Here is a 2,981-nt window from a genome sequence, read left to right as displayed (position 1 = left end):
CGATCAGGCTGACGAGCTTCGGCTCCCCCCTCAGGCAATGAACAGATCCTTCTCGGGTGTGATGCTGCGGACGTCCGAATCGACGACGGCACAAGCCGTGACTTTGAGCCGCCGAGCGATCTCGAAAATCGTGCGAAACGCGCTGCCTTTGCCGGGGATACCGTGGTAGGGCGTGACGCTCCGGTGGAGCGTGCTCTGTCGATCACTGATGAAGAGAGGTTCCAGATCGACCATGGTATGGGCGACGATGGCGGGGGTGTCGTCGGTGGATCCGCCGTCGGCATTCACCAGGACGGCACGATGGCCGTGAAAATATTTGGCCAGTCCGGCTCCTACGGCTCGCACGACATGCCCGACGGTCCCTGAATTATTAAAGCTGGGAATACCGACCAGAATGTCGGCGCTGCGCACTGCCTCCAGCAGCTCTTCGGTTTCAGGAGTGAGTGGGATCAGGCCGGTGTTCATGAGACGGGTTGCCGTGTTTCGGCCGCGGGGTTCCAGGCATGGTCTTGTTCCACGGCGTCCATGAGTCGATGAAAAATATCGGGTACCGCGTGAGCGACGCGGCTCCAGTTCGAGATCATGGGGACGCCCAACGGGTCTTCGAGAAAACTGTCCGTCGCCAAGGTCATGCCGCGTAGAAACACTTCAACGGCACGCCGCTCTTCATGGCGGTCAAAAAACAAGCTATTGATCGCCGCGTCGTTTTCGTACCGACTGATGGCTTCTTGCGCGGCTTGGAGATAGGTGGCCCGCAATGTCTTGAGTGTGCTTTCCGAGAGGACCAGCCCTTCGCTCGCCAGGTTGCGGAACAGCGATTTCGTGATGTCGACGCACATCTTCAGCAGGCCTGCGTCGGGATTGTGCGTCGACAGCGTTTGATGCTTGTGCTCATACGCATCGGCGATATCCGCCTGGCAGATCCGCCGGAGCGCGCAATTGCGGTACACCTCGGCCAGCATGCCGACTTCCAGCCCCCAGTCACCGGGAATACGGTTGATCCAGGCCAGATCCCGCACCATCGCGAATTCACCGGCAAGCGGGTACCGAAAACTGTCCAGAAACGAGAGTAGGGAATGCGGTCCAACCAGAAGTTGGAGGCTGCGGATCAGCGGAGTGATGAAGAGGCGCGTCACGCGTCCATGCATGCGATCCGTCACACGGCTGTAATACCCCTTACAAAATTCGTAGGCGAGATTCGGATTGGCGATGGGGTAACAGAGGCGGGCGAGGTACTGGCGATCGTAACTCACGATATCGCAGTCATGCAGGGCGATCACTTGGCTCTGGCCTCGGGCCAACACATAGCCGTAGGCCGTCCAACACCCGCGTCCTTTGCCCTGGAGCCCGATATCGACTTCGTGCGAGACAAGGGTGTTCAAAAGCGCTTGGATCCGCGTGCCGTCGTTCCAGATCACGCGGACTCGTTGAGGGAGGTCGGAAAAAAATTGCTTGGCCAGTCTGAATTCCAAAGCGGAAGCGTGGTCCAAGGAAATGACGATCTCGTTGATATATCGAACTTCGCTGAGGATCTCGACGATGCGCTTGAGCGCGGGACGCTCCAACTCCGCATAGAGCGATGGGAGCACCAAGGCGATCGGAGTCGTCTTCGCGTACCGTTCGAGCTCATTCTCAAGCTGCTCGATATTAGACTGACCGAGACGGTGGAGAACGGTCACGACACCATTTTGGTAAAAGTCGGACACAGGTACCCCTTTACGGATCCATGATTATTGCTGAAAGCCGGTCTCGCGTAAAGTCGGACAGACCGGAGGAGACGGATTATACTCCGGCAGCGCTAAACACCAATAGGGGAAAAGTGCAGGGAGTATACCATTCTCGACCGTGGACAAGAACATAGACGACGGGGAAGTTTATGGAAATAGTCTGTGGAGATGTAGAAAAAGGAAGCAGCGGTGGATGGTTTTTCCTATGGCTTATCCGTGGAAAGCTTCTTCCCCAGCCGCCTTGCCAAGCGCACCATGCCGGGCGATCGATCGTTGGGGCTCAAGAGAACATTGAGAAGATGCAGCTGATGTTCGTCGGCGAAGGCAGCGGCAAGGCTCTGTTCGAACTCTCTTTGGGTGCTGACCCGCGAGCCCCGTCCGCCTCCAATCAGGTCGCATACTTTGTCATAGTGCCATTCATGCACATCGTTAAAGGGACCTTCCAAGATTTCTCGTTCAGTCGAATAGCCGCGGTTATTCAATAGGATGACGATCGGATCCTGGCCATAGCGGACGCAGCTCGACAACTCAGTCCCGGTCATCTGAAAGGCGCCGTCTCCCACCAGGACGATAGGTCGCAGGCTGGGATCGGCGAACGAAGCGCCTAAGGCTGCAGGAACGGCGAATCCCATCGACGTATAATAAGCCGGCGACAGAAATTCGAATCGATGGCGCACGTGCAGGTCGGCCGCCGCAAAGAGCGATTCACCGACGTCCGCGATCACGACCGTCTTTTCCGTCAGCACCGTATCGAGATGGCGGAACAGTCCTTCCAGCGTCACCGGCGCATCCAAGTCCGGCGCCGATGGCGCCGCCATAGTTATGATGGGAAGCGAGCGCTGGGAATGAGAAAAGGACGGAAGCGGCGATCGCACGAGACCTTGGACAAAATCCTGAAACTTGATCGACTCATACCGATGGTGTTTGATGGCGACCCGGTCGGCGGTGGCATGGATGGTGCGGCCCTCTGAAAGTAAGGGCGAGGAGGCATCCAGGTCTTCCACATCAGACAGAATGGACCCCAGGATCAACAGACAGTCGGAATCGTTGATGAATTGCTGTACTTCTTCCCGCCCGATCAGCCCGCCATACACGCCGACATAGAGCGGATGATCTTCCCGAATGATTGATTTCCCGAGCAATGTCGAGGCAATGGGGATGTTCAGTCGCTCCACCAGACGGGCCAAGTCGTCCTGGAGCCCGAACCGACCCACCTCGGCCCCAACGAGCATGGCCGGTCGTTTTGCCGAGGCG

The 2,981-nt window shown here is 57.6% G+C and carries 3 protein-coding genes; all 3 read right to left on the bottom strand.

The window, feature by feature from the left end:
• Positions 1-30: 30 nt before the first annotated feature.
• A complete protein-coding gene (locus ACOSYY_RS04130; protein WP_421661003.1) occupies positions 31-465 on the bottom strand; it encodes a glycosyltransferase family protein in 435 nt (144 codons plus the stop codon).
• On the bottom strand, positions 462-1,706 hold the full coding sequence (locus ACOSYY_RS04125; RefSeq protein ID WP_421661002.1) for a glycosyltransferase family protein: 1,245 nt from the start codon (positions 1,704-1,706) through the stop codon (positions 462-464). The genes ACOSYY_RS04130 and ACOSYY_RS04125 overlap by 4 nt, the downstream gene beginning before the upstream one ends.
• Positions 1,707-1,930: 224 nt before the next feature.
• A partial coding sequence (locus ACOSYY_RS04120; RefSeq protein WP_421661001.1) for a thiamine pyrophosphate-dependent enzyme occupies positions 1,931-2,981 on the bottom strand: 1,051 nt, incomplete at its 5' end.

Source organism: Nitrospira sp. BLG_2, assembly GCF_049222245.1.
Note: the sequence above shows the minus strand (reverse complement) of the source record. Positions and strands in the feature narration are given on the sequence as shown.